The following is a 24,835-nucleotide window of genomic DNA, read 5'->3' as shown; positions in this document are numbered from 1 at the left end:
CCCTAAAAGGAGACAGGCATGAACCATGAGGTCATGAATCTTTTCAACAACAACGTTCCGGCGCAGACGTTCGATTCCATCCGGATTTCGATCGCCAGCCCCGAGAAGATTCTTTCCTGGTCCTTCGGCGAAATCAAGAAGCCGGAGACGATCAACTATCGTACCTTCAAGCCGGAGCGCGACGGTCTGTTCTGCGCCCGCATCTTTGGTCCGATCAAGGATTACGAATGCCTGTGCGGCAAGTACAAGCGCATGAAGTACAAGGGCGTCATCTGCGAGAAGTGCGGCGTTGAAGTCACGCTGTCGCGCGTTCGCCGAGAGCGCATGGGTCACATCGAGCTCGCAGCGCCGGTTGCGCATATCTGGTTCCTGAAGTCGCTGCCTTCGCGCATCGGCACACTGATGGACATGACGCTCAAGGATATCGAGCGCGTCCTGTATTTCGAGAACTACATCGTCACCGAGCCGGGCCTGACGTCGCTCAAGGAGAACTCGCTTCTCTCTGAGGAAGACTACATGGTCGCCGTCGACGAGTTCGGCGAGGACAGCTTCACCGCCATGATCGGCGCCGAAGCCATCTACGAGATGCTGGCCTCGATGGATCTCGAGCGCATTGCCGGCGAACTGCGCACCGAGCTTGCCACCACGACTTCTGAACTGAAGTCGAAGAAGCTGATGAAGCGCCTCAAGATCGTCGAGAGCTTCCTCGATTCCGGCAACCGCCCGGAATGGATGATCATGAAGGTCGTCCCCGTGATCCCGCCGGACCTGCGTCCGCTTGTTCCGCTCGATGGCGGCCGTTTCGCCACCTCCGACCTCAACGATCTCTATCGCCGCGTCATCAACCGCAACAACCGCCTCAAGCGGCTGATCGAACTGCGTGCGCCCGGCATCATCATCCGCAACGAGAAGCGGATGCTGCAGGAAGCCGTTGACGCCCTGTTCGACAACGGCCGCCGCGGCCGGACGATCACCGGCGCCAACAAGCGTCCGCTGAAGTCGCTCTCGGACATGCTCAAGGGCAAACAGGGCCGGTTCCGCCAGAACCTGCTCGGCAAGCGCGTCGACTATTCCGGCCGTTCGGTCATCGTGACCGGTCCGGAACTCAAGCTGCACCAGTGCGGCCTGCCCAAGAAGATGGCGCTCGAGCTGTTCAAGCCGTTCATCTATGCCCGCCTTGACGCCAAGGGCTATTCGTCCACCGTCAAGCAGGCCAAGAAGCTGGTCGAGAAGGAAAAGCCGGAAGTCTGGGATATCCTCGACGAGGTCATCCGCGAGCATCCGGTGCTCCTCAACCGCGCGCCGACGCTGCATCGTCTGGGCATCCAGGCTTTCGAACCAACCCTGGTCGAAGGCAAGGCGATCCAGCTGCACCCGCTCGTCTGCACGGCCTTCAACGCCGACTTCGACGGCGACCAGATGGCTGTCCACGTGCCGCTTTCGCTGGAAGCCCAGCTCGAAGCCCGCGTGCTGATGATGTCGACCAACAACATCCTGCACCCTGCCAACGGCGCACCGATCATCGTGCCGTCGCAGGACATGGTGCTGGGTCTGTACTATCTTTCGATCCAGGCCGAGAACGAGCCGGGGCAGGGCATGGTGTTCTCCGACATGGGTGAACTGCACCACGCACTTGAGAGCAAGGTCGTCACCCTGCACACCAAGATCAAGGGCCGCTTCAAGAGCGTCGATGCCGATGGCAATCCGACCTCGAAGATCTATGAGACCACACCCGGTCGCATGATCATCGGCGAATTGCTGCCGCGCAACGTCAATGTGCCGTTCGACGTCTGCAACCAGGAAATGACCAAGAAGAACATTTCCCGGATGATCGACACCGTCTACCGCCACTGCGGCCAGAAGGACACGGTCATTTTCTGCGACCGCATCATGCAGCTTGGCTTCGGCCATGCCTGCCGCGCCGGCATCTCGTTCGGCAAGGACGACATGGTGATCCCGGATTCCAAGGCGAAGATCGTCGGCGATACCGACACTTTGGTGAAGGAATACGAGCAGCAGTACAATGAGGGTCTCATCACCCAGGGCGAAAAGTACAACAAGGTTGTCGACGCCTGGGGCAAGGCAACCGAAAAGGTCGCCGACGAAATGATGGCCCGCATCAAGTCCGTGGAGTTCCACGAAAACGGCCGCCAGAAGCAGATGAACTCGATCTACATGATGAGCCATTCCGGCGCGCGTGGTTCTCCGAGCCAGATGCGTCAGCTGGGCGGCATGCGCGGCCTGATGGCGAAGCCGTCGGGTGAAATCATCGAGACGCCGATCATCTCGAACTTCAAGGAAGGCCTGACCGTGAACGAGTACTTCAACTCGACTCACGGCGCACGTAAGGGTCTGGCCGACACCGCGCTCAAGACCGCGAACTCGGGCTACCTGACACGTCGTCTGGTGGATGTTGCACAGGATTGCATCGTCACCCATGTCGATTGCGGCACCAAGGAGGGCCTGACGATGACTGCCATCGTTGACGCCGGACAGGTTGTGGCATCGATCGGCCAGCGTATTCTGGGCCGCACGACGCTTGACGACATCAATCACCCGGTCACCGGCGAGCTTATCGTCAAGGCCGGCTCCATGATTGATGAAGCCCAGGTGGTCGACGTCGAGGCTGCGGGCATTCAGTCGATCCGTATCCGCTCGCCGCTGACTTGCGATATCCAGACCGGGATTTGCGGAACCTGCTACGGCCGCGACCTTGCGCGCGGTACGCCGGTCAACATCGGTGAAGCTGTCGGCGTTATCGCCGCGCAGTCGATCGGTGAGCCGGGCACCCAGCTGACCATGCGCACCTTCCACCTTGGCGGCACTGCCACCGTGGTCGACCAGTCGTTCCTGGAAGCTTCCTACGAGGGCACGGTCCGCATCAAGAACCGCAACATGCTGCGCAACTCCGATGGCAACCTGATTGCCATGGGCCGTTCGATGGCGATCCAGATCCTGGATGAAGCCGGCACCGAGCGTTCCTCGCAGCGCGTCGCCTACGGTTCCAAGATCTATGTCGATGACGGCGATGCGGTCAAACGCGGCCAGCGTCTGGCCGAGTGGGATCCGTACACACGCCCGATGATGACCGAAGTCGAGGGTACTGTCGAATTCGAAGATGTCGTGGACGGCATCTCGGTTCTTGAAGCCACCGATGAAGCAACCGGCATCACCAAGCGTCAGGTTATTGACTGGCGCTCGACGCCGCGCGGCATCGATCTCAAGCCTGCGATCGTCATCAAGGGCAAGGATGGCGAGATCGCCAAGCTGGGCCGTGGCGGTGAAGCCCGCTTCCAGCTCTCCGTCGATGCGATCCTGTCGGTCGAACCCGGCGCCAAGGTCAGCCAGGGCGATGTTCTCGCCCGTGTGCCGCTCGAAAGCGCCAAGACCAAGGACATCACCGGTGGTCTGCCGCGCGTTGCGGAACTGTTCGAGGCTCGCCGTCCGAAGGACCATGCCATCATCGCCGAGATCGATGGCACGATCCGCTTCGGCCGCGACTACAAGAACAAGCGCCGCATCCAGATTGAGCCGGCGGAAGACGGTATCGAGCCTGTCGAGTACCTTATCCCGAAGGGCAAGCCGTTCCACCTTCAGGATGGCGACTACATCGAAAAGGGTGACTACATCCTCGACGGCAATCCGGCGCCGCATGACATCCTGGCGATCAAGGGCGTGGAGGCTCTGGCTTCCTACCTCGTCAACGAGATCCAGGAAGTCTACCGTCTGCAGGGCGTTCTCATCAACGACAAGCACATCGAGGTGATTGTCCGTCAGATGCTGCAGAAGGTCGAGATCACCGACTCCGGCGATTCCGTCTACATTGTCGGCGACAATGTCGACCAGATCGAACTGGACAACGCCAACGACCGTCTGGTCGAGGTCGGCAAGAAGCCCGCTGTCGGTACACCGGTTCTTCTGGGTATCACCAAGGCGTCGCTGCAGACACCGTCCTTCATCTCGGCGGCGTCCTTCCAGGAAACCACCAAGGTGCTCACCGAGGCCGCTGTTGCGGGCAAGGTGGACACGCTGCAGGGTCTCAAGGAAAACGTCATCGTCGGTCGCCTGGTGCCTGCCGGCACCGGCGGCACCATGACCCAGATCCGTCGCATCGCCACATCGCGCGACGATCTGATCCTCGACGAGCGTCGCAAGACCTCTGGTGCCGAAACGGCAGCTCCGATGCTGACCGACATGGCCAAGGAAGAGCCGACGCCCGCCGAGTAAACGGCTCAGCGTCAGACATTGAAAAGGCCGCCTTTCGGGGCGGCCTTTTTTGTTTGTGCGGGGAGGCGGTACCGGCAGATGGCCGGCCGGGATCAGCGGCGGTTTGCCGTCCGGTCGAAATTGATGATCGCGACTTCGCCTTCGAGCGCGCCCTGATATGCGGAGGCATGCGGCTCCTCGTCCGGCATTCCGCCCATCAGTCCGATCTGGTCGAGATCGGCTTCGGCATACCCCCTGGCCGACAGTGCATCGAGACAAAGCCGCACAGCGGTGTCCTCGTCGGGTGCGGCCAGCATGACGTGAACGGGAGCCATGTCGCCGCCGGTTTCCTGGCTCACCTGACCGATGATGATGAAAATGGCCGGTGCGTCGCCACCATCCTGGGCATTGTCATTGTCTGAATTCATCGGACCGTCCTTTCATGGGCTGTGTGCGAGCGATTTACTCCCATGTGAACCGTGCAATGGCAACGCCGGACCCGGTTTTTGCACGCCGGAAGCCGCAAAGTTTCCGGCCCTCCGTCCTTATCGCCGTCAGGCTTGGCCGCTCGTACCGGTCCGGAACAGGGCATTTGTCACGGATCGGTTGAAACTGCGGGCAGCGTGCGTCCCGCCCTGGCTTGCCCCTTCGGGCGGGGCCTGAAGCCTGTGGTGGAGCATCGGTTACAGACCCTATCAAGCGTTGCGGCCAGATGGTATCATACTGATGTTGCTGCTCGGGGGATATGGCTGCGCATTGAGGCCGGCTCCGAATGCAGTTTGTGACGTCCAACATTGAGGCAAGCACCATGGGTATCCAGGGTCTGATTATATTTCTGATTATTGGCGCGGTTGCCGGCTGGTTGGCCGGGGTGATCATGAAGGGATACGGCTTCGGTCTGATTGGCAACATCGTGGTTGGCATCGTCGGGGCGTTCGTCGCGGGCCTGGTCCTGCCGATGGTCGGCATTTCGATCGGCGGCGGAATTCTCGGCTCCATCATTCACGCCACGGTTGGCGCCGTGATTCTGCTGTTTGTGATCGGGCTTGTCCGAAAGCGCTGATTCTCCGGAATCATCCGCGGCACGGGGCCCGACTCGGATTGAAGCGGCGAGACGCTCTCCGCCGCGCCGTTCGGACACTCGGGACCGGGGCCGGAGAACAGGGCAGGGCAACTAAATGCCCCAAAGTGTCCGTCCAGCGCAATAAAATGTCTCCCGGCTCGAGCCGCGTGCGGCTTGACCCGGCCAGAGACGATTATTTCACCCATGGCCTTGACGGCATGTGGGGAAATCAGTAGTAACCGGCCATCGAAGCCCATGTGAGGCGCTTTTCTTCGGGACGACACGTCCTGGAACTTGCCTCAAACAAGGTTTCTGACTGCACTGTGAACTGACAATGCTGCACGCATGACACTGACGACTGTGTCCTCTGCTTTTTGGGGCCCTCCGGCAAAACCGGATCCGGCCCTTGTTTTGCGCATTCGGTTCGTGGGCAAGGTGTCCGAGAGGGCGAAACATGAATTCTAAAGGGATGGTTACATGCCAACTGTAAACCAGCTGATCCGCAAGCCGCGCCAGGCGCCGGTAAAGCGCAACAAGGTTCCCGCGCTGGAGCAGAATCCGCAGAAGCGCGGCGTTTGCACCCGCGTGTACACCACGACCCCGAAGAAGCCGAACTCGGCGCTTCGTAAGGTTGCAAAGATCCGTTTGACCAACGGCTATGAAGTGATCGGCTACATCCCCGGTGAGGGCCATAACCTTCAGGAGCACTCCGTGGTCATGATCCGCGGCGGCCGCGTGAAGGACCTTCCCGGTGTGCGTTACCACGTCATCCGCGGCGTTCTCGATACGCAGGGCGTCAAGAACCGCAAGCAGCGCCGTTCAAAGTACGGCGCCAAGCGTCCGAAGTAATTGTGTCGGCTGGCCGCGTCACTGGATGCGACCGGCCGTTTCGACCCATCAGTTGAAAGACGAAAAGCATGTCACGACGTCACAGTGCAGAAAAGCGTGAGATCAACCCGGATCCGAAGTTCGGCGATCTGGTCATCACCAAGTTCATGAACGCCATCATGATGCACGGCAAGAAATCAGTTGCCGAGCAGATCGTCTATGGTGCGCTTGACCAGGTCGAAGCCCGTTCCAAGTCGGAGCCGGTTGCCCAGTTCCACCAGGCTCTCGACAATGTCGCGCCGCATGTGGAAGTTCGCTCCCGCCGTGTCGGTGGTGCAACCTACCAGGTTCCGGTCGATGTGCGCCCCGAGCGTCGTCAGGCTCTTGCCATCCGTTGGCTGATTGCCGCAGCGCGCAAGCGCAACGAGACCACCATGATCGAGCGCCTTTCGGGCGAGCTCATGGATGCTGCCAACAACCGTGGCAGCGCGGTCAAGAAGCGGGAAGACACCCACAAGATGGCCGACGCCAACCGTGCATTTTCGCATTACCGCTGGTAATCAGCGAACCGAGATCGAAAGGCATTCAAGATGGCCCGCGAATACGCAATCGAAGACTACCGCAACTTCGGCATCATGGCGCATATCGACGCCGGCAAGACCACGACCACTGAGCGTGTTCTTTACTACACCGGCAAGTCGCACAAGATCGGCGAAGTCCACGACGGCGCAGCCACGATGGACTGGATGGAGCAGGAGCAGGAGCGTGGCATCACGATCACCTCGGCTGCGACCACCACCTTCTGGAAGGGCCGCACCGGCAAGATGTGCCGTTTCAACATCATCGACACTCCAGGCCACGTCGACTTCACCATCGAGGTCGAGCGTTCGCTGCGTGTTCTCGACGGCGCGATCGCGCTTCTCGACGCCAACGCCGGCGTCGAACCGCAGACCGAGACTGTCTGGCGTCAGGCCGACAAGTACAACGTCCCGCGGATGATCTTCTGCAACAAGATGGACAAGACCGGCGCGGACTTCTATCGTTCCGTATCGATGATCAAGTCCCGTCTTGGTGCCACTCCTGTCGTCATGCAGCTGCCGATCGGTGCCGAGACCGAGTTCAAGGGCGTCGTCGACCTGGTCGAAATGAACGCCATTGTCTGGCGCGACGAGTCGCTCGGCGCGCAGTGGGATGTCGTCGAGATCCCGGACGATCTCAAGGAAAAGGCCGCTGAATACCGCGATCTGCTCATCGAGACCGTTGTCGAGGCCGACGAAGCCGCGATGGAACGTTATCTCGAAGGCGAGATGCCCGGCAATGACGAGATCCGCGCGCTGGTCCGCAAGGGTACCATCGCGGTTCAGTTCTTCCCGATGTTCTGCGGTTCCGCCTTCAAGAACAAGGGTGTCCAGCCGCTGCTCGACGCCGTGATCGAATACCTGCCAAGCCCGGCCGACGTTCCTGCCATCGAAGGCATCGACGTCAAGACCGAGCAGGAAACCACGCGTGTCGCCTCTGACGAAGCTCCGCTTTCGATGCTGGCCTTCAAGGTCATGAACGACCCGTTCGTCGGTTCGCTCACCTTCGCCCGCATCTACTCGGGCAAGCTCGAAAAGGGCTCGTCGGTGATGAACACGGTGAAGGAAAAGCGCGAGCGCGTCGGCCGCATGCTGCAGATGCACTCGAATTCCCGTGAAGACATCGAAGAAGCCTTTGCAGGCGACATCGTGGCTCTCGCAGGCCTCAAGGAAACCACCACGGGCGACACGCTTTGCGATCCGCTCAAGCCGGTCATTCTTGAGCGTATGGAATTCCCCGAGCCGGTGATCCAGATCGCAATCGAGCCGAAGACCAAGGGCGACCAGGAAAAGATGGGCCTCGCGCTCAACCGTCTGGCAGCCGAGGATCCTTCGTTCCGCGTCAAGACTGACGAGGAGTCCGGCCAGACGATCATCGCGGGCATGGGCGAGTTGCACCTCGACATCCTGGTTGACCGCATGCGTCGCGAGTTCAAGGTCGAGGCCAATGTCGGCGCCCCGCAGGTTGCCTACCGGGAGTCGATCACCAAGGCCTACGAAGCCGATTACACTCACAAGAAGCAGTCGGGTGGTTCGGGTCAGTTTGCCCGCGTCAAGATCCGTTTCGAGCCGAACGAAGAGACCGAGGATTTCGTGTTCGAATCGAAGATCGTCGGCGGTTCGGTGCCGAAGGAATACATCCCGGGCGTCCAGAAGGGCATCGACAGCGTGATGAATTCCGGTCCGCTTGCCGGCTTCCCGATGCTGGGTGTCAAGGCAACCCTGATCGATGGCGCTTACCACGATGTGGACTCGAGCGTTCTCGCCTTCGAAATCGCCGGTCGCGCCTGCTTCCGCGAAAACTCGAAGTTCATGGGTCCGCAGCTGCTTGAGCCGATCATGAAGGTCGAGGTGGTAACGCCGGAAGATTATGTCGGTGACGTGATCGGTGACCTGAACTCACGCCGCGGCCAGATCCAGGGCCAGGAAATGCGCGGAATTGCCGTGGTCATCGATGCCCACGTTCCGCTGGCCAACATGTTCAAATACGTTGATACGCTGCGCTCCATGTCCCAGGGCCGTGCGCAGTACTCGATGACTTTTGATCATTACGCCGCAGTGCCGTCGAACGTCTCCCAGGAGATCCAGGCGAAATACGCATAATTTGCCGGACTGCCGGGCCAGCGTCTTGAGACGCGGTCCGGACCGGAGACCGAAACTGTAAATTGCCCGAAACGGGCTGAATGAGAATGGAGAGCCGAAGATGGCAAAGGGTAAGTTCGAGCGCAATAAGCCGCACGTTAACATCGGCACGATTGGTCACGTTGACCACGGCAAGACATCGCTGACGGCTGCGATCACCAAGTTTTTCGGTGAATTCAAGGCCTACGACCAGATCGATGCGGCGCCGGAAGAAAAGGCACGCGGCATCACCATCTCGACGGCCCACGTCGAGTATGAGACCGAAGCCCGTCACTATGCCCACGTCGACTGCCCCGGCCACGCCGACTATGTGAAGAACATGATCACCGGCGCTGCCCAGATGGACGGCGCGATCCTGGTCGTCTCGGCTGCCGACGGCCCGATGCCGCAGACCCGCGAGCACATCCTGCTGGCCCGCCAGGTTGGCGTTCCCTCGCTGGTCGTCTTCCTCAACAAGGTCGACCAGGTCGACGACGAGGAACTGCTCGAGCTCGTCGAGATGGAAGTGCGCGAACTGCTGTCGTCCTACGACTTCCCGGGCGACGATATTCCGATCATCAAGGGTTCGGCCCTCGTTGCTCTCAACGATGGCGACAAGGCCCAGGGTGAAGACGCGATCCGCGCGCTGATGGCAGCTGTCGACAGCTACATCCCGACGCCCGAGCGTCCGATCGACCAGCCGTTCCTGATGCCGATCGAAGACGTGTTCTCGATCTCGGGCCGCGGCACCGTTGTGACCGGCCGCGTCGAGCGTGGCGTTGTCAAGGTTGGCGAGGAAATCGAAATCGTCGGTATCCGCGACACCCAGAAGACGGTCTGCACCGGCGTTGAAATGTTCCGCAAGCTGCTCGATCAGGGCCAGGCCGGCGACAACATCGGCGCACTGCTTCGCGGCATTGGCCGTGAGGACGTCGAGCGTGGCCAGATTCTGTGCAAGCCCGGTTCGGTCAAGCCGCACACCAAGTTCACCGCGGAAGCCTACATCCTGACCAAGGAAGAGGGTGGCCGTCACACGCCGTTCTTCACCAACTACCGTCCGCAGTTCTATTTCCGCACGACCGACGTGACGGGCATCGTGACGCTGCCGGAAGGCACCGAAATGGTGATGCCGGGCGACAACATCTCGGCTGAAGTGGCCCTCATCGTGCCGATCGCGATGGAAGAAAAGCTGCGCTTCGCCATCCGCGAAGGCGGCCGTACCGTCGGCGCCGGCATCGTCGCTTCGATCATCGAGTAACAAACTGGGTCAGGGCGCATGGTCCGGAGCTTCCGGGCCATGCGGTTCTCACACAAGCAAGGACAAGTCGAATGAACGGCCAGAACATCCGCATCCGCCTCAAGGCGTTTGACCACCGGATCCTTGACGCCTCCACGCGTGAAATCGTGTCGACGGCAAAGCGGACCGGCGCAAGCGTCCGTGGCCCGGTGCCGCTGCCGACACGGATCGAAAAATTCACTGTCAACAGGTCGCCGCACATCGACAAGAAGAGCCGCGAGCAGTTCGAAATGCGCACTCATAAGCGTCTTCTCGATATTGTTGACCCGACACCGCAGACCGTAGATGCGCTCATGAAGCTGGATCTCGCCGCGGGCGTCGATGTGGAAATCAAGCTTTAAGGCCCTGGGCCTTAAGGACAGGGAACGAGGCATGAAGGGGCAGGGCCCCGACAGGCTCATCTCAAGAGGAATGAACCGATGCGTTCAGGTGTGATTGCACAAAAGTTGGGAATGACGCGGGTCTACAATGACGCCGGCGAGCATGTCCCCGTAACCGTCCTGCGGTTGGAAAACTGCCAGGTGGTGGCCCAGCGTACGGAAGAGAAGAATGGCTATACCGCCGTTCAGCTCGGAGCCGGCGTGGCCAAGGTGAAGAATACGTCCAAGGCAATGCGCGGCAATTTTGCCATTGCCAATGTTGAGCCCAAGGCCAAGCTGGTCGAGTTCCGCGTGAGCTCGGACAACTTGATCGACGTCGGTGCCGAGATCACTGCCGGGCACTTTGTTGCCGGCCAGCTGGTCGATGTCTCCGGCATCACCCAGGGTAAGGGTTTCGCCGGCGCCATGAAGCGCCACGGCTTTGGCGGTCTTCGCGCCACCCACGGCGTTTCGGTGTCTCACCGTTCGCACGGCTCCACCGGTTCCAACCAGGATCCGGGCAAGGTCTGGAAGGGCAAGAAGATGGCTGGTCACATGGGCCAGACACGCGTCACCACCCAGAACCTCGAGATTGTTTCGACCGATGTCGATCGCGGCCTGATCCTGATCAAGGGCGCGGTACCGGGCTCCAAGGGAACCTGGATCGTCGTTCGCGACGCCGTCAAGTCCGGCATCCCGGCTGATGCGCCTCTTCCTGCCGCGCTCCGCGCTGCAGCCAACGTATCGAATGAGGGAGCCGAATAATGGATCTCACCGTCACCACACTCGAGGGCAAGGACGCAGGAAAGATCTCTCTTTCCGACGCGATCTTCGGTCTCGACCCGCGCCAGGACCTGATCCAGCGCATCGTGCGCTGGCAGCTCGCCAAGAAGCAGCAGGGCGGTCACAAGACCCTCGGCCGCTCCGAAGTGGCCCGCACCGGCGCCAAGATGTTCAAGCAGAAGGGCACCGGTCGCGCCCGTCACCATGCGGCAAGTGCGCCGCAGTTCCGTGGCGGTGGTCGGGCTCATGGCCCGGTTGTTCGCAGCCACGCCCATGACCTTCCCAAGAAGGTTCGCGCCCTGGCCCTGCGTCATGCGCTTTCGGTCAAGGCCAAGGCGTCCGACATCATCGTCGTCGACAGCCTGACTGCTGCCGAGGCCAAGACCAAGGCACTGTCCGGTTCGCTCTCGAAGCTGGGTCTGACCAACGCCCTGTTCATCGGCGGCGCCGAGCTTGACCAGAATTTCCGCCTTGCGGCCAAGAACATCCCGAACGTGGATGTGCTGCCGGTCCAGGGTATCAATGTCTACGACATCCTGCGCCGCGGCAAGCTGGTCTTGTCCAAGGACGCTGTCGCTGCTCTGGAGGAGCGCTTCAAATGACGGATCTTCGCCATTATGATGTGATCGTCTCTCCGGCGATCACCGAAAAATCGACCATGGTGTCTGAACAGAACCAGGTTGTCTTCAATGTCGCCCGACGTGCTTCCAAGCCTGAAATCAAGGCCGCTGTCGAAGCGCTGTTCGGTGTCAAGGTAACGGCTGTCAACACGCTGCTGCGCAAGGGTAAGACCAAGCGCTTCCGTGGCATCGCCGGTCGCCAGACCGATGTGAAAAAAGCGTATGTGACGCTTGCCGAAGGTCAGTCGATCGACGTCTCCACTGGTCTGTAAGGGCCGGGCGGAAACAAGCCCCCAAAAGGGAACAGGAAAATGGCACTGAAAAGTTACAATCCGACGACCCCGAGCCAGCGCCAGCTGGTCATCGTTGATCGTTCGGGTCTTCATCGCGGAAAGCCGGTCAAGTCGCTGACCCAGGGGCTTCACTCCAAGGGCGGCCGCAACAACTACGGTCGCGTTACCGCGCAGTCGATCGGTGGCGGTCACAAGCGCACCTACCGCATGGTCGACTTCAAGCGTCGCAAGTTCGACGTGGAAGCCACCGTCGAGCGTATGGAATACGATCCGAACCGGACCGCATTCATCGCGCTGATCACCTATGCAGATGGCGAGAAGTCCTACATTCTCGCTCCTCAGCGTCTGGCTGCAGGCGACAAGGTGATTTCGTCGGACAAGGCCGTGGACGTGAAGCCGGGCAATTGCATGCCGCTTCAGTTCATGCCGGTCGGCACGATCATCCACAACATCGAGATGAAGCCTGCAAAGGGCGGCCAGATTGCCCGCTCGGCCGGTGGATACGCCCAGCTGGTCGGTCGTGACCAGGGCATGGCGATCCTTCGTCTCAATTCGGGTGAACAGCGCCTGGTGCAGGGTGCATGCCTTGCCACGGTCGGTGCGGTTTCCAACCCGGATCACCTCAACATCAACGACGGCAAGGCTGGCCGCTCCCGCTGGAAGGGCAAGCGCCCGCATGTCCGCGGTGTTGCGATGAACCCCGTCGATCACCCGCACGGCGGCGGCGAAGGCCGTACATCCGGCGGTCGTCATCCGGTCAGCCCCTGGGGCAAGCCGACCAAGGGCAAGCGCACGCGCTCGAACAAGTCGACCGACAAGTTCATCATGCGCTCGCGTCATCAGCGCAAGAAGTAAGAGAGGAAGTCTCCAATGGCTCGTTCAGTTTGGAAAGGTCCGTTTGTTGACGGCTATCTTCTCAAGAAGGCTGAGAAGGTTCGCGAAGGCGGCCGCAATGAAGTGATCAAAACCTGGAGCCGCCGCTCCACCATCATGCCGCAATTCGTCGGCCTGACGTTCGGCGTCTACAACGGAAGCAAGCACATTCCGGTCAACGTGTCCGAAGACATGGTCGGCCAGAAGTTTGGCGAATATTCCCCGACGCGGACCTATTATGGCCACGGCGCCGACAAGAAAGCGAAGAGGAAGTAACCATGGGCAAGGCAAAAACCGAACGCCGGCTCAAGACCAACGAAGCGCAGGCAGTCGCCCGCACCATTCGTATCAGCCCGCAGAAGCTCAACCTGGTCGCTGCCCTCATCCGCGGCAAGAAGGTTGACAAGGCGCTGGCCGAGCTTGAGTTTTCGCGCAAGCGCATCGCCTCGACCGTCAAGAAGACGCTTGAATCCGCAATCGCAAACGCCGAGAACAACCATGATCTCGACGTCGATTCGCTGGTCGTTGCCGAGGCTTATGTCGGCAAGTCCATCGTCATGAAGCGCTTTCATGCTCGCGGTCGCGGTCGCTCTTCGCGCATCGAGAAGCCGTTCGCTCACCTGACCATCGTGGTGCGTGAAGTGGAAGCCAAAGGGGAGGCCGCCTAATGGGTCAGAAAATCAATCCGATCGGTTTCCGCCTCGGCATTAACCGCACTTGGGACAGCCGTTGGTTCGCCGACAATGCCGAATACGGCAAGCTGCTTCACGAAGACCTGAAGATCCGCAAGTATCTTCTGGCCGAACTCAAGCAGGCCGGCATTTCCAAGGTTGTCATCGAGCGCCCGCACAAAAAGTGCCGCGTGACCATTCATGCAGCCCGTCCTGGCCTGATCATCGGCAAGAAGGGTGCGGACATCGAAAAGCTGCGCCGCAAGCTGTCGGAGATGACCAACTCGGAAACCCACCTCAACATTGTTGAAGTGCGCAAGCCCGAAGTTGACGCGACCCTGGTCGCCCAGTCGATCGCCCAGCAGCTCGAGCGCCGCATCGCGTTCCGCCGCGCCATGAAGCGTTCGGTCCAGTCGGCCATGCGTCTCGGCGCCGAAGGCATCAAGATCACCTGCGGCGGCCGTCTCGGCGGCGCGGAAATCGCACGTACCGAATGGTACCGCGAAGGCCGGGTTCCGCTTCACACGCTGCGCGCCGATATCGATTACGGCACGGCCGAGGCAAAGACCGCCTACGGCATTTGCGGAGTGAAGGTCTGGATCTTCAAGGGTGAAATTCTTGAGCATGATCCCATGGCGTCTGAACGTCGCGCCACTGAAGGCGACGCTTCTGGCGGCAATCGCCGGCGCGAAAACGCCTGATTTTGCGCCAGGCAGATAATTCGGAGAATTAAACAATGTTGCAGCCAAAGCGTACAAAGTACCGCAAGCAGTTCAAGGGCCGCATCAAGGGTGTCGCCAAGGGCGGCTCGGACTTGAATTTCGGTTCCTACGGCTTGAAGGCACAAGAGCCCGATCGCGTCAACGCGCGTCAGATCGAGGCAGCCCGCCGTGCCATCACGCGTCACATGAAGCGTGCCGGCCGGGTGTGGATCCGCATCTTCCCGGACGTGCCCGTGACCTCCAAGCCGACGGAAGTCCGCATGGGTAAGGGCAAGGGTTCGGTCGATTACTGGGCTGCAAAGGTCAAGCCCGGCCGGATCATGTTCGAAATCGACGGTGTCAGCGAGGAACTCGCCCGTGAAGCCCTGCGTCTCGGCGCGGCCAAGCTTTCGGTCAAGACCCGCTTCGTACAGCGCATCGCAGAGTAAGGAGACGGATCATGAAAGCCGCTGATGTTCGCGCCTTGAGCGTCGACCAACTCAATGATGAGCTTGCCAAGCTGAAGAAAGAGCAGTTCAATCTGCGTTTCCAGGGCGCTACCGGCCAGCTCGAAAAGACATCGCGCGTGCAGCAAGTTCGCCGCGATATCGCTCGGATCAAGACTATTGCCCGCCAGAAGGCGGCCGAATCCAAGGCCTAAGGACCGAAGAAAATGCCAAAACGCATTCTGCAGGGCACTGTTGTCAGTGACAAGAACGAGAAGACCGTAGTGGTCCGGGTGGAACGCCGTTTCGCGCATCCGGTCATGCGGAAAATTGTGCGTCGCACCAAGAACTACAAGGCGCACGACGAAAACAATCAGTACAAGGTGGGCGATGAGGTTTCCATTCAGGAATGCGCGCCCATTTCCAAGGACAAGCGCTGGACCGTCGTCGAGGCAGTCCAGGCTTGAATGAATAGGTTTTGAGGCGAGGGCACTTGCGCCCCGCCGAGAATCCTGTATGAAGCAGGCCATTGGCGCAGAACGCCCCGGTAACGGGCGTTCTTCTGCTTTCAGCGCATGGAAGGTCCCCTCGGGGAAACCACCTTGGCAATATCCTTCCCGCGCAAAAAAAGAATTGATTCCTAAGCTGGCATAGGGGGCCTTCTCGCCCAACCGTGCCGGTAACAACAAGAAGGCGGCCTGATATGATTCAGATGCAGACAAATCTCGACGTCGCGGATAATTCCGGCGCGCGTCGTGTCATGTGCATCAAGGTTCTGGGCGGTTCCAAGCGGAAATATGCTTCGATCGGCGACATCATTGTCGTCTCGATCAAGGAGGCCATTCCGCGCGGCCGCGTCAAGAAGGGTGATGTGATGAAGGCGGTTGTCGTACGGACAGCCAAGGACATTCGTCGCGCCGACGGCAGCGTCATCCGGTTCGACCGGAACGCGGCTGTGTTGATCGACAACAAGAAAGAGCCGATCGGCACCCGTATCTTCGGACCGGTTCCGCGCGAATTGCGCGCCAAGAGCCACATGAAGATCATCTCCCTGGCTCCCGAAGTGCTGTAAGGAACGAACCGATGCAAAAGATCCGCAAAGGCGACAAGGTCGTCGTTCTGACCGGCAAGGACAAGGGCCGTACTGGCGAAGTTCTTGCTGTGATGCCGAAGGAAGACCGTGCGGTTGTCCGTGGTCTGAACATGGTCAAGCGCCACCAGCGCCAGACCCAGACCCAGGAAGCCGGCATTATCAACAAGGAAGCTTCGCTTCACCTCTCCAATCTGGCGATTGCCGACCCGAAGGACGGCAAGCCGACCCGCGTCGGGTTCCGCATTGAAGGCGAGAAGAAGGTGCGCGTAGCAAAGCGTTCGGGAGTGGTCATCGATGGCTGACAAGTACGAGCCACGGCTCAAGAAGGATTATGTCGAGCGCATTCGCAAGGCGATGCAGGAGCAGTTCTCCTACGCAAACGAGATGCAGATCCCGCGCCTCGACAAGATCGTCATCAACATGGGTGTTGGCGAAGCGACTGCAGACTCCAAGAAGCCCGCTATCGCGGCCGAGGATCTTGCAGCGATCGCCGGCCAGAAGCCGGTCATCACCCGCGCCCGCAACTCGATCGCAGGCTTCAAGCTTCGTGAGCAGATGCCGATCGGCGCCAAGGTGACGCTGCGCGGCAACCGCATGTTTGAATTCATGGACCGTCTTATCACCATCGCGCTTCCGCGCGTTCGTGACTTTCGCGGCCTGAACCCGAAGAGCTTTGACGGCCGTGGCAACTTCGCCATGGGCATCAAGGAGCACATCGTGTTTCCGGAGGTCAACTACGACAAGGTTGATCAGATCTGGGGCATGGACATCATCGTTTGTACGACGGCACCGACGGACGACGAAGCACGGGCTCTTTTGAAAGAGTTCAACTTCCCCTTCCGCCAGTAATCGTAACGGCATTCGTAAAAAGGATATCTGATCATGGCGAAAGTCAGCGCAATCGAAAAGAACAAGCGCCGCCGCAAGCTGGTCGCACGCGACGCCTCAAAGCGCGCCGCACTCAAGGCGATCACACAAAATCAGGAGCTTCCGATCGAGGAACGCTTCCGTGCAACCCTGAAGCTGGCCGAAATGCCGCGCAACGGGGCCAAGATTCGCGTTCGCAATCGTTGCGAAGTTACCGGCCGTCCGCGTGCGTTCTACCGCAAGCTGGGCATGTCGCGTATCGCATTGCGTGAACTCGGGTCGCTGGCCAAGGTGCCGGGCCTGGTCAAGTCGAGCTGGTAAGGAGCACGCAATATGGCAATGACTGATCCTCTGGGTGATATGCTCACCCGCATCCGTAACGGCGTTGCACGCCGCAAGTCGTCCGTGTCCACGCCTGCATCCAAGCTGCGCGCCCGCGTGCTCGACGTGCTGCAGGCCGAAGGCTATATCCGCGGATATACCGAAGTCGCGTACGACAATGGCAAGTCCGAATTGAGCATCGAGCTCAAGTACCATGAAGGCGCGCCTGTGATCCGCGAGATCGCCCGCGTCTCCAAGCCGGGCCGTCGCGTGTACGTCTCCGTCAAGTCCATTCCGCAGGTCGCCAACGGTCTCGGCATCACGATCCTTTCGACTCCGAAGGGCGTTTTGGCCGATCATGTTGCGCGCGAGCACAATGTTGGTGGTGAGGTTCTCTGCTCGATCTTCTGATCGTGCAGGACCTCCAACTCGAACAGACAGGTTGAACAATGTCTCGTATCGGTAAAAAGCCCGTCCCAGTCCCCGCCGGCGTCACCGCGACGATCGACGGCCAGAAAGTGGTCGCAAAGGGTCCCAAGGGTGAGTTGTCCTTCGTCGCCAACGATGAAGTGTCGCTCAAGCTTGAAGACAACGCGATCGTGGTCACGCCCGTGGATAATTCCAAGGACGCCCGCTCCAAATGGGGCATGTCGCGCACCATGGTGTCCAACATCCTGACCGGGGTGAAGGACGGCTACGAGCGCAAGCTCGAAATCAACGGCGTGGGTTATCGCGCGGCCATGCAGGGTCAGAACCTGCAGCTGGCTCTTGGCTTCAGCCATGACGTCGTCTACCAGCCGCCCAAGGGCGTCAACATCGCTTGCCCGAAGCCGACGGAAATCGTCATCACCGGCATCGACAAGCAGGTGCTTGGCCAGGTCGCCGCTGAAATCCGCGCCTACCGGGGTCCTGAACCCTACAAGGGCAAGGGCGTTAAATATGCTGAAGAGCGGATTGTCCGCAAAGAAGGCAAGAAGAAGTAAGGAAGACGCGAAATGGCTAGCAGGAAAGAATCCCTTACGCGTCGTTCCGCTCGGGTACGTCGCCAGATCAAAGCGGTCGCCAACGGCCGGCCACGCCTGTCGGTACATCGCTCGTCGAAGAACATCTATGTTCAGGTTATCGACGATGCGGCGGGCCGCACGCTTGCTGCAGCATCAACTCTCGATGCCGGCCTTCGTGCCGACCTCAAGACGGGTGCGGATATTGCCGCTGCGGCAGCGGTTGGAAAGCTCGTTGCCGAACGCGCGGTCAAGGCCGGCGTGACGGAAGTGGTTTTCGACCGTGGTGCATTCATCTATCACGGCCGTATCAAGGCCCTCGCCGAAGCTGCCCGCGAAGGCGGTCTTAGCTTCTAAGTCAAACCAGCCGATTGATTCCGGAAAAGAATAAGGAACAGGACAATGGCCAAGGAAGGTCGCCGCGATAACCGCGGTAGAGACGAAGAGCGCGACAGCGAATTCGTCGACAAGCTCGTACACATCAACCGCGTTGCCAAGGTCGTCAAGGGCGGCCGGCGCTTCGGTTTTGCAGCCCTGGTGGTTGTTGGAGACCAGAAGGGCCGCGTTGGCTTCGGTCACGGCAAGGCACGTGAAGTGCCGGAAGCAATCCGCAAGGCCACTGAATCGGCCAAGCGCGATCTGATCTTCGTGCCGCTGCGCTCCGGCCGGACACTGCACCACGACGTGCATGGCCGTCACGGCGCCGGCAAGGTGCTTCTGCGCGCTGCCAAGCCCGGTACCGGCATCATCGCCGGCGGTCCGATGCGTGCGGTTTTCGAAACGCTCGGCATGCAGGATGTCGTGGCCAAGTCGACCGGGTCTTCCAACCCGTACAACATGGTCCGTGCAACCTTTGACGCGCTGAAGAACCAGATGCACCCCAAGGACATCGCTTCGCAGCGCGGCATGAAGTACTCCACGCTCCAGGAACGCCGCGGTGTCACCGCCGGCGCCGAAGAGTAATCGGGCGTCCGCCTTTATCGTATTAGGGAGCCAAGACCATGGCTGACAATAAAAAGGGCAAGACGGTCACCGTCGAACAGATCGGCAGCCCGATTCGCCGTCCCAACGTTCAGCGCCAGACGCTGATCGGCCTGGGCCTCAACAAGATGCACCGCGTCCGGACCCTCGAGGACACCCCGTCCGTTCGTGGCATGATCCGCTCGGTCAGCCACCTCGTTCGCGTTGTCGACGAGAAGTGAGTGGGAGTGAACTGTCATGAAACTCAATGAGATTACCGACAACGAAGGTGCAACCAAGAACCGCAAGCGGGTAGGCCGCGGTATCGGTTCTGGTTCCGGCAAGACCGGCGGTCGTGGCGTCAAGGGACAGAAGTCCCGTTCCGGCGTTGCCATCAACGGTTTTGAAGGCGGTCAGATGCCAATCTACCGTCGTCTGCCGAAGCGCGGCTTCACCAACATCTTCTCGACCGACTTCAACGTCGTTTCGGTTGGCCGTATCCAGGCTGCAGTCGATGCGGGCAAGTTGGACGGCAAGGCCACGGTCGATGCCGCCGCTCTCAAGGCGGCTGGTGTGATCCGTCGCCTCAAGGATGGCGTTCGCATTCTCGCCGATGGCGATGTGAAGGCCAAGCTGACGCTGGAAGTTGCAGGCGCATCGCGCACCGCAATCGAGAAGGTCGAAAAGGCCGGCGGCTCGATCAAGCTTCTCGCTCCGGCTCCGGCAGCAACCGAAGAATAACAAGTTTTTGACCGCCCGGTGCTTCACATCGGGCGGTTTTCATCCCATATGGGATCAGCCGTCGCGGCAAGCTGCGGCGACTGGGGCAGGCGCCAGGCACGGGTAACCCGTCCAGGCCGCAACGTCCGGTGAAACCAACTCAGACCCTCCGGAGATGATCGGGTTCATCAGGCGCCGGATGGGCCGCGCGGAGAACGCAATGGCATCTGCAGCCGAACAACTCGCTTCCAATCTGAATTTCGGAGCTTTCGCCAAGGCGGAAGATCTCAAGAAGCGGATCTGGTTCACGCTTGGCGCACTTCTGGTGTACCGCCTCGGAACCTACATTCCGCTGCCCGGCATCAACCCGGAAGCGTTCGCGCAGGCCTTCCAGGGGCAGTCCGGCGGCATTCTCGGCCTGTTCAACATGTTCTCCGGCGGCGCGGTCGCGCGCATGGCGATTTTCGCCCTCGGCATCATGCCCTACATTTCTGCGTCGATCATCATCCAGCTGATGACCTCCGTCGTCCCCACGCTCGAGCAACTCAAGAAAGAGGGCGAGCAGGGCCGCAAGATTATCAATCAGTACACCCGTTACGGCACCGTCCTTCTGGGGACCGTTCAGGCTTACGGCATTGCCGTGGGCCTCGAATCGGGCAATGGCATCGTCACTGATCCGGGCTGGTTCTTCCGGATTGCCACCGTCATCACGCTTGTCGGCGGCACCATGTTCCTGATGTGGCTGGGCGAGCAGATCACCGCGCGCGGCATCGGTAACGGCATTTCGCTGATCATTTTTGCCGGCATCGTCGCAGCACTGCCTTCCGCTGTTGCGGGCACCCTGGAACTGGGGCGCACCGGCGCGCTGTCGACCGGCCTGATCATTGCGGTGATCGTCGTCGCCATCGGCGTCATCGCCTTCATCGTCTTCATCGAGCGCGCCCAGCGGCAATTGCTGATCCAGTATCCCAAGCGCCAGGTCGGCTCGCGGATGTTCCAGGGCGATACGTCGCACCTGCCGCTCAAGCTCAACACCGCGGGCGTCATTCCGCCGATCTTCGCTTCGTCGCTGCTGCTTCTGCCGGCGACCATTGCAGGCTTTGCCAACACAGGCGATCTTCCCGGCTGGGCGTCGACCCTGCTGGCGTCGCTTGGCCACGGCCAGCCGGCCTACATGGCGCTCTACGCGCTGATGATCGGCTTCTTTGCCTTCTTCTACACCGCGATCGTGTTCAATCCGAAGGACACTGCTGACAATCTCAAGCGCCATGGCGGCTTCATCCCGGGCATTCGTCCCGGCGAACGGACTGCGGAATACATCGACTTCGTGCTGACGCGAATCACCGTGATTGGCGCCATGTACCTGATTTTTGTTTGTCTCTTACCCGAATTTCTAATCGCGCAGACTGGCGTTCCGTTCTATTTGGGTGGTACGTCGCTTTTGATCGTCGTCTCGGTGACGCTCGACACGGTTGCGCAGATTCAGGGACATTTGATCGCCCAGCAGTATGAAGGGTTGATCAAGAAGTCCAAACTTCGGGGAGGCAAGAAGGGACGATGAGACTAATTCTTTTGGGACCGCCAGGTGCGGGCAAGGGGACCCAGGCGCAGCGCCTGGTCGAGAAGCACGGCATTCCGCAACTGTCCACCGGCGACATGCTGCGCGCAGCAGTTGCTGCGGGCACCGAAATTGGCAAGCGCGCCAAGGCGGTCATGGATGCAGGCGAGCTTGTCTCCGACGACATCGTCAACACGATCATTTCCGAGCGGATTGATCAGCCCGACTGCGCGCGCGGTTTCATTCTTGATGGTTACCCGCGGACCCTGGTCCAGGCGGACGCCGTCGAGGCCATGCTGAGCGCCAAGGGAACCAAGCTTGATTCGGTGATCGAGCTGCTGGTCGACGACAAGGCCCTGGTCGGCCGTATCGTCAAGCGGGCGGAAGAAGCCGCCGCAGCCGGACAGCCGGTGCGCAAGGATGACAATCCGGAAGTCTTCCAGGACCGCTTGACCGAGTACTACAAGAAGACCGCGCCGCTGACGGGCTACTATTACGCCAAGGGCACGCTGCGCACCGTTGATGGCATGCTTTCGATTGATGCCGTCACCGAGGAGATTGAGGCTGTTCTGGCTTCGCTCTGAGGCAAATGACATTCCTGAAGGGCGGCGCCGGGTTCCGGCATCGCCCCTCATGGTGGCGGCGCAAGCAAAATAAGATTGCGGAGAGGTTGACGAAAGCCTCTCTGTTCCGCTAAGACCCGCGCAACTCGCGACATTCATGCGACCGGTGCGTCTCCTCGAAGGCTTGAGGATACGGCTCTGGTCGCTTTTACTGTGTCGGGTTGCAAAGTGACCGGAACCGTCGATGACCCATCGGGGCAGGCGGTTTCGGATATGGATTACCCCGCAAGGGCCGGCCTCCACCGGACGCGGGTCAACGATAACCCGCCGGCCAGATCAGATCTGTCCCGGCCCACATGGAGAAGCAAATGGCCCGCATAGCAGGCGTTAACATTCCGACGAACAAGCGCGTCGTCATCGCGCTGACCTACATCCACGGCATCGGCAACAAGTTTGCCCAGGAAATCGTCGAAAAGGTCGGCATTCCGCTGGATCGCCGCGTCAACCAGCTTTCTGACGCAGAAGTGCTGCAGATCCGCGAAACCATCGACCGCGATTATCAGGTCGAGGGCGATCTGCGCCGCGAGAATTCGATGAACATCAAGCGTCTGATGGATCTGGGCTGCTACCGCGGTCTGCGCCATCGTCGCGGCCTGCCGGTGCGCGGTCAGAGGACCCACACCAATGCCCGCACCCGCAAGGGTCCGGCAAAGGCGATCGCAGGCAAGAAGAAGTAATTGGGTTTCGCCTGAGCGGCGGTCCGGAAATCAGGGCGGTGGTTCGTTCAACCACCGCTTTCGGTTTGGGGTCGATGCGCAGGTGCATCCCGGTGGAGCCGCTGGTGCTACGGCGGTGCTGATATCTCGAAAGGAAAAACCATGGCCAAGGAAGCTGCGCGTATTAAACGGCGCGAACGCAAGAATATCTCGTCGGGCGTAGCCCACGTCAACTCGACCTTCAACAACACGATGATCACCATCACCGATGCGCAGGGCAATGCCATCTCGTGGTCGTCCGCCGGTTCGAAGGGGTTCAAGGGATCGCGCAAGTCGACGCCTTTCGCCGCCCAGATGGCAGCTGAAGACGCCGCCAAGAAGGCGCAGGAACACGGCATGAAGTCGCTGGAAGTGGAAGTCTGCGGTCCCGGTTCGGGCCGTGAATCGGCACTCCGCGCGCTGCAGGCTGCCGGTCTGGTCATCACCTCGATCCGTGATGTGACGCCGATCCCGCACAATGGCTGCCGCCCGCGCAAGAAGCGCCGCGTCTAACCGATTTTGCGAGTTTTAACGGGCCAGGCTCAGCTTGCGCCCGTTTCATCCTCTTCTCACTTGGCCGCACGATTGGATGGTGCGGCAACAGGAAGGTACAAGATATGATTCAGAAAAACTGGCAGGAACTGATCAAGCCGAGCAAGGTCGAGTTCACCACCTCGGGCCGGACCAAGGCCACCGTGGTTGCCGAACCGCTGGAACGCGGCTTTGGCCTGACCCTGGGCAATGCCCTGCGCCGCGTGCTTTTGTCCTCGCTGCGCGGCGCTGCCGTCACCGCGGTGCAGATCGACGGCGTGCTGCATGAATTCTCTTCGATCCCGGGCGTTCGGGAAGATGTCACCGACATCATCCTCAACATCAAGGAAATCGCCATCCGCATGGAAGGCGACGAAGCCAAGCGCATGGTCGTCCGCAAGCAGGGCCCTGGCGTCGTCAAGGCCGGCGACATCCAGACCGTTGGCGACATCGAGATCCTCAACCCCGAGCATGTTCTTTGCACGCTCGACGAGGGTGCCGAGATCCGCATGGAATTCACCGTCAACAACGGCAAGGGCTACGTGCCTGCTGACCGTAACCGCGCTGAAGATGCGCCGATCGGCCTTATCCCGGTCGACAGCCTCTATTCGCCGGTCAAGAAGTGCTCCTACAAGGTGGAAAACACCCGTGAAGGCCAGGTTCTTGATTACGACAAGCTGACGCTGAACATCGAAACCGATGGTTCGGTCAGCGGCGAGGATGCCGTTGCCTACGCAGCCCGTATTCTTCAGGACCAGCTCGGCGTCTTCGTCAACTTCGACGAGCCGCAGAAGGAAGTTCACGAGGAAACCGTCGCCGAACTGGCTTTCAACCCGTCGCTTCTCAAGAAGGTCGACGAGCTGGAACTGTCGGTGCGTTCGGCAAACTGCCTGAAGAACGACAACATCGTCTATATCGGCGACCTTATCCAGAAGACCGAAGCCGAAATGCTCCGGACTCCGAACTTTGGCCGCAAGTCACTCAACGAGATCAAGGAAGTCCTGGCTTCCATGGGCCTGCATCTCGGGATGGAAGTTCCGTCCTGGCCGCCGGAAAACATCGAAGATCTCGCCAAGCGTTACGAAGACCAATATTAAACCGTCAAACGGCAGGCGTGTGCCTGCATGTGAAGGAGACAGGCCATGCGCCACGGAAATTCAGGCCGCAAGCTGAACCGTACCTCGAGCCACCGCAAGGCGATGTTCGCCAACATGGCGGCTTCGCTCATCGAACATGAGCAGATCGTGACCACCTTGCCGAAGGCCAAGGAAATCCGTCCGATCGTCGAAAAGCTCGTCACGCTCGGCAAGCGCGGCGATCTGCATGCCCGCCGTCAGGCGATCTCGCAGATCCGCGACAACGAGGCCGTTCGCAAGCTGTTCGATGCCATCGCAACCCGCTACGCCACCCGCAACGGCGGCTACATCCGCATCATGAAGGCCGGTTTCCGCACCGGCGACAACGCGCCGATGGCCGTTGTCGAATTCGTTGATCGCGATATCGACGCCAAGGGCGCCAAGGACCGCGCTCGCGTGGCCCTCGAAGCTTCTGCCGAAGACGAAGCCGCGTAAGCGCTTCAACGGGTTTGAAAATGGAAGGCCGGGTGCGTCAAGCGCCCGGCCTTTTT

General features: G+C 60.2%; 34 protein-coding genes. 33 read left to right on the top strand and 1 reads right to left on the bottom strand.

Going from position 1 to position 24,835, the window contains the following annotated elements; all coding sequences use genetic code 11:
• Positions 1 to 18: 18 nt before the first annotated feature.
• Positions 19 to 4,227, top strand: coding sequence for a DNA-directed RNA polymerase subunit beta' (rpoC, locus tag O4H62_RS02265; protein ID WP_269385508.1), 4,209 nt, complete (start codon positions 19 to 21; stop codon positions 4,225 to 4,227).
• Between the two features lie 92 nt (positions 4,228 to 4,319).
• On the opposite strand, the gene O4H62_RS02260 is transcribed toward rpoC, so the two are convergent.
• Positions 4,320 to 4,634, bottom strand: coding sequence for a transcriptional regulator (locus tag O4H62_RS02260; protein ID WP_269385507.1), 315 nt, complete (start codon positions 4,632 to 4,634; stop codon positions 4,320 to 4,322).
• A gap of 380 nt (positions 4,635 to 5,014) precedes the next feature.
• On the opposite strand from O4H62_RS02260, the gene O4H62_RS02255 reads away from it, so the two are divergent.
• The 32 genes from O4H62_RS02255 to rplQ all read left to right on the top strand — a co-directional run bounded on the left by O4H62_RS02255 (position 5,015) and on the right by rplQ (position 24,779).
• Positions 5,015 to 5,269 carry a GlsB/YeaQ/YmgE family stress response membrane protein gene (locus tag O4H62_RS02255; RefSeq protein ID WP_269386274.1) on the top strand — a complete coding sequence of 85 codons (255 nt, stop codon included), beginning with the start codon at positions 5,015 to 5,017 and terminating at the stop codon, positions 5,267 to 5,269.
• A 477-nt stretch (positions 5,270 to 5,746) separates the two neighbouring features.
• Positions 5,747 to 6,118 (top strand): 30S ribosomal protein S12, encoded by a 372-nt coding sequence (gene rpsL / locus O4H62_RS02250; RefSeq protein WP_007197105.1) that lies wholly within the window; start codon positions 5,747 to 5,749, stop codon positions 6,116 to 6,118.
• 68 nt (positions 6,119 to 6,186) lie between these two features.
• Positions 6,187 to 6,657 carry a 30S ribosomal protein S7 gene (gene rpsG, locus O4H62_RS02245; protein ID WP_269385506.1) on the top strand — a complete coding sequence of 157 codons (471 nt, stop codon included), beginning with the start codon at positions 6,187 to 6,189 and terminating at the stop codon, positions 6,655 to 6,657.
• A 30-nt stretch (positions 6,658 to 6,687) separates the two neighbouring features.
• Positions 6,688 to 8,778: an elongation factor G gene (fusA, locus tag O4H62_RS02240; RefSeq protein ID WP_269385505.1), complete on the top strand. Its 2,091-nt coding sequence runs from the start codon at positions 6,688 to 6,690 to the stop codon at positions 8,776 to 8,778.
• Positions 8,779 to 8,878: 100 nt separating this feature from the next.
• Positions 8,879 to 10,054, top strand: a complete 1,176-nt coding sequence (gene tuf / locus O4H62_RS02235; RefSeq protein WP_269385504.1) for an elongation factor Tu — start codon at positions 8,879 to 8,881, stop codon at positions 10,052 to 10,054.
• Positions 10,055 to 10,125: 71 nt separating this feature from the next.
• Positions 10,126 to 10,434, top strand: coding sequence for a 30S ribosomal protein S10 (rpsJ, locus tag O4H62_RS02230; protein ID WP_003547547.1), 309 nt, complete (start codon positions 10,126 to 10,128; stop codon positions 10,432 to 10,434).
• A gap of 78 nt (positions 10,435 to 10,512) precedes the next feature.
• Positions 10,513 to 11,217: a 50S ribosomal protein L3 gene (gene rplC / locus O4H62_RS02225; protein ID WP_269385503.1), complete on the top strand. Its 705-nt coding sequence runs from the start codon at positions 10,513 to 10,515 to the stop codon at positions 11,215 to 11,217.
• Positions 11,217 to 11,837, top strand: coding sequence for a 50S ribosomal protein L4 (gene rplD / locus O4H62_RS02220; RefSeq protein WP_269385502.1), 621 nt, complete (start codon positions 11,217 to 11,219; stop codon positions 11,835 to 11,837). Before rplC ends, rplD begins: the two co-directional genes overlap by 1 nt.
• Complete coding sequence (locus O4H62_RS02215) at positions 11,834 to 12,127, top strand: 50S ribosomal protein L23 (RefSeq protein WP_035528284.1); 294 nt, start codon at positions 11,834 to 11,836, stop codon at positions 12,125 to 12,127. The genes rplD and O4H62_RS02215 overlap by 4 nt, the downstream gene beginning before the upstream one ends.
• A gap of 39 nt (positions 12,128 to 12,166) precedes the next feature.
• On the top strand, positions 12,167 to 13,003 hold the full coding sequence (gene rplB, locus O4H62_RS02210) for a 50S ribosomal protein L2 (RefSeq protein ID WP_269385501.1): 837 nt from the start codon (positions 12,167 to 12,169) through the stop codon (positions 13,001 to 13,003).
• 15 nt (positions 13,004 to 13,018) lie between these two features.
• On the top strand, positions 13,019 to 13,297 hold the full coding sequence (gene rpsS / locus O4H62_RS02205; protein ID WP_035528290.1) for a 30S ribosomal protein S19: 279 nt from the start codon (positions 13,019 to 13,021) through the stop codon (positions 13,295 to 13,297).
• A gap of 2 nt (positions 13,298 to 13,299) precedes the next feature.
• On the top strand, positions 13,300 to 13,689 hold the full coding sequence (gene rplV, locus O4H62_RS02200; RefSeq protein ID WP_269385500.1) for a 50S ribosomal protein L22: 390 nt from the start codon (positions 13,300 to 13,302) through the stop codon (positions 13,687 to 13,689).
• Complete coding sequence (gene rpsC / locus O4H62_RS02195; protein WP_097109093.1) at positions 13,689 to 14,393, top strand: 30S ribosomal protein S3; 705 nt, start codon at positions 13,689 to 13,691, stop codon at positions 14,391 to 14,393. Before rplV ends, rpsC begins: the two co-directional genes overlap by 1 nt.
• Positions 14,394 to 14,428: 35 nt before the next feature.
• Complete coding sequence (rplP, locus tag O4H62_RS02190) at positions 14,429 to 14,842, top strand: 50S ribosomal protein L16 (protein WP_097109094.1); 414 nt, start codon at positions 14,429 to 14,431, stop codon at positions 14,840 to 14,842.
• Between the two features lie 11 nt (positions 14,843 to 14,853).
• A complete protein-coding gene (rpmC, locus tag O4H62_RS02185) occupies positions 14,854 to 15,054 on the top strand; it encodes a 50S ribosomal protein L29 (protein ID WP_152009049.1) in 201 nt (66 codons plus the stop codon).
• Positions 15,055 to 15,066: 12 nt separating this feature from the next.
• Positions 15,067 to 15,306 carry a 30S ribosomal protein S17 gene (gene rpsQ, locus O4H62_RS02180; RefSeq protein WP_097109096.1) on the top strand — a complete coding sequence of 80 codons (240 nt, stop codon included), beginning with the start codon at positions 15,067 to 15,069 and terminating at the stop codon, positions 15,304 to 15,306.
• Between the two features lie 236 nt (positions 15,307 to 15,542).
• Positions 15,543 to 15,911, top strand: coding sequence for a 50S ribosomal protein L14 (rplN, locus tag O4H62_RS02175; RefSeq protein WP_035528307.1), 369 nt, complete (start codon positions 15,543 to 15,545; stop codon positions 15,909 to 15,911).
• Positions 15,912 to 15,922: 11 nt separating this feature from the next.
• On the top strand, positions 15,923 to 16,234 hold the full coding sequence (gene rplX / locus O4H62_RS02170) for a 50S ribosomal protein L24 (protein WP_269385499.1): 312 nt from the start codon (positions 15,923 to 15,925) through the stop codon (positions 16,232 to 16,234).
• On the top strand, positions 16,227 to 16,781 hold the full coding sequence (gene rplE, locus O4H62_RS02165; RefSeq protein WP_269385498.1) for a 50S ribosomal protein L5: 555 nt from the start codon (positions 16,227 to 16,229) through the stop codon (positions 16,779 to 16,781). Before rplX ends, rplE begins: the two co-directional genes overlap by 8 nt.
• 33 nt (positions 16,782 to 16,814) lie before the next feature.
• A complete protein-coding gene (gene rpsN, locus O4H62_RS02160; RefSeq protein ID WP_269385497.1) occupies positions 16,815 to 17,120 on the top strand; it encodes a 30S ribosomal protein S14 in 306 nt (101 codons plus the stop codon).
• Positions 17,121 to 17,132: 12 nt separating this feature from the next.
• The gene (gene rpsH, locus O4H62_RS02155) at positions 17,133 to 17,531 is read left to right on the top strand and encodes a 30S ribosomal protein S8 (protein ID WP_152009044.1); all 399 of its coding nucleotides are present in this window, start codon (positions 17,133 to 17,135) and stop codon (positions 17,529 to 17,531) included.
• Between the two features lie 38 nt (positions 17,532 to 17,569).
• Positions 17,570 to 18,103 (top strand): 50S ribosomal protein L6, encoded by a 534-nt coding sequence (gene rplF, locus O4H62_RS02150; protein ID WP_269385496.1) that lies wholly within the window; start codon positions 17,570 to 17,572, stop codon positions 18,101 to 18,103.
• 12 nt (positions 18,104 to 18,115) lie between these two features.
• Complete coding sequence (gene rplR / locus O4H62_RS02145) at positions 18,116 to 18,478, top strand: 50S ribosomal protein L18 (RefSeq protein WP_269385495.1); 363 nt, start codon at positions 18,116 to 18,118, stop codon at positions 18,476 to 18,478.
• Between the two features lie 45 nt (positions 18,479 to 18,523).
• Positions 18,524 to 19,084, top strand: coding sequence for a 30S ribosomal protein S5 (gene rpsE / locus O4H62_RS02140; RefSeq protein WP_152009041.1), 561 nt, complete (start codon positions 18,524 to 18,526; stop codon positions 19,082 to 19,084).
• Positions 19,085 to 19,122: 38 nt separating this feature from the next.
• Positions 19,123 to 19,323 (top strand): 50S ribosomal protein L30, encoded by a 201-nt coding sequence (gene rpmD / locus O4H62_RS02135; RefSeq protein ID WP_269385494.1) that lies wholly within the window; start codon positions 19,123 to 19,125, stop codon positions 19,321 to 19,323.
• A gap of 16 nt (positions 19,324 to 19,339) precedes the next feature.
• A complete protein-coding gene (rplO, locus tag O4H62_RS02130) occupies positions 19,340 to 19,822 on the top strand; it encodes a 50S ribosomal protein L15 (protein ID WP_269385493.1) in 483 nt (160 codons plus the stop codon).
• Positions 19,823 to 20,021: 199 nt separating this feature from the next.
• Positions 20,022 to 21,362, top strand: a complete 1,341-nt coding sequence (gene secY, locus O4H62_RS02125; RefSeq protein WP_269385492.1) for a preprotein translocase subunit SecY — start codon at positions 20,022 to 20,024, stop codon at positions 21,360 to 21,362.
• On the top strand, positions 21,359 to 21,943 hold the full coding sequence (locus O4H62_RS02120; protein WP_269385491.1) for an adenylate kinase: 585 nt from the start codon (positions 21,359 to 21,361) through the stop codon (positions 21,941 to 21,943). Before secY ends, O4H62_RS02120 begins: the two co-directional genes overlap by 4 nt.
• A 347-nt stretch (positions 21,944 to 22,290) precedes the next feature.
• Entirely contained in the window at positions 22,291 to 22,659 is a 369-nt protein-coding gene (gene rpsM / locus O4H62_RS02115; RefSeq protein ID WP_269385490.1) for a 30S ribosomal protein S13, read from the top strand.
• Positions 22,660 to 22,800: 141 nt separating this feature from the next.
• Entirely contained in the window at positions 22,801 to 23,190 is a 390-nt protein-coding gene (gene rpsK / locus O4H62_RS02110) for a 30S ribosomal protein S11 (RefSeq protein ID WP_269385489.1), read from the top strand.
• A 104-nt stretch (positions 23,191 to 23,294) separates the two neighbouring features.
• The gene (locus tag O4H62_RS02105; protein ID WP_269385488.1) at positions 23,295 to 24,305 is read left to right on the top strand and encodes a DNA-directed RNA polymerase subunit alpha; all 1,011 of its coding nucleotides are present in this window, start codon (positions 23,295 to 23,297) and stop codon (positions 24,303 to 24,305) included.
• A 45-nt stretch (positions 24,306 to 24,350) separates the two neighbouring features.
• Entirely contained in the window at positions 24,351 to 24,779 is a 429-nt protein-coding gene (gene rplQ, locus O4H62_RS02100; RefSeq protein ID WP_269385487.1) for a 50S ribosomal protein L17, read from the top strand.
• The last annotated feature ends 56 nt before the right edge of the window (positions 24,780 to 24,835 follow it).

This window comes from Parahoeflea alexandrii (genome assembly GCF_027214025.1).
Classification (GTDB): Bacteria; Pseudomonadota; Alphaproteobacteria; order Rhizobiales; family Rhizobiaceae; genus Hoeflea; species Hoeflea alexandrii_A.
Note: the sequence above shows the minus strand (reverse complement) of the source record. Positions and strands in the feature narration are given on the sequence as shown.